The sequence below is a fragment of the Streptomyces sp. SID12501 genome (genome assembly GCF_010550245.1).
Classification (GTDB): domain Bacteria; phylum Actinomycetota; class Actinomycetes; order Streptomycetales; family Streptomycetaceae; genus Streptomyces.
In genome coordinates, this window is sequence record NZ_JAAGLU010000533.1 from 1 (window position 1) to 468 (window position 468).

Annotated in this window: 1 pseudogene; it reads left to right on the plus strand. The window is 67.1% G+C overall.

The features are described 5' to 3' along the window. Positions 1-468 (plus strand): annotated as a pseudogene (locus G3I71_RS47145) (translation initiation factor IF-2); the annotation flags it as partial.

Sequence of the window (468 nt, forward strand, 5' to 3'; positions counted from 1 at the left end):
ACGCAGGCGCTCCAGCAGGGCAAGGTCGAGACCCTCAACCTCGTCCTCAAGGGCGACGTCTCGGGTGCCGTCGAGGCCCTCGAGGACGCGCTGCTCAAGATCGACGTCGGCGACGAGGTCGACCTGCGCGTCATCCACCGCGGTGTGGGTGCCATCACGCAGCACGACGTCAACCTCGCCACGGTCGACAACGCGATCATCATCGGCTTCAACGTGAAGTTCGCGGAGCGCGTCGAGGAGCTGGCCGACCGCGAGGGCGACGACGTGCGCTTCTACTCGGTCATCTACCAGGCGATCGACGACGTCGAGGCGGCCCTCAAGGGCATGCTCAAGCCGGAGTACGAGGAGGTGCAGCTCGGTACCGCCGAGGTGCGCGAGGTGTTCCGCTCCTCCAAGTTCGGCAACATCGCCGGTTCGCTCGTCCGCTCGGGCGAGATCCGTCGCAACACCAAGGCGCGCGTCCTGCGC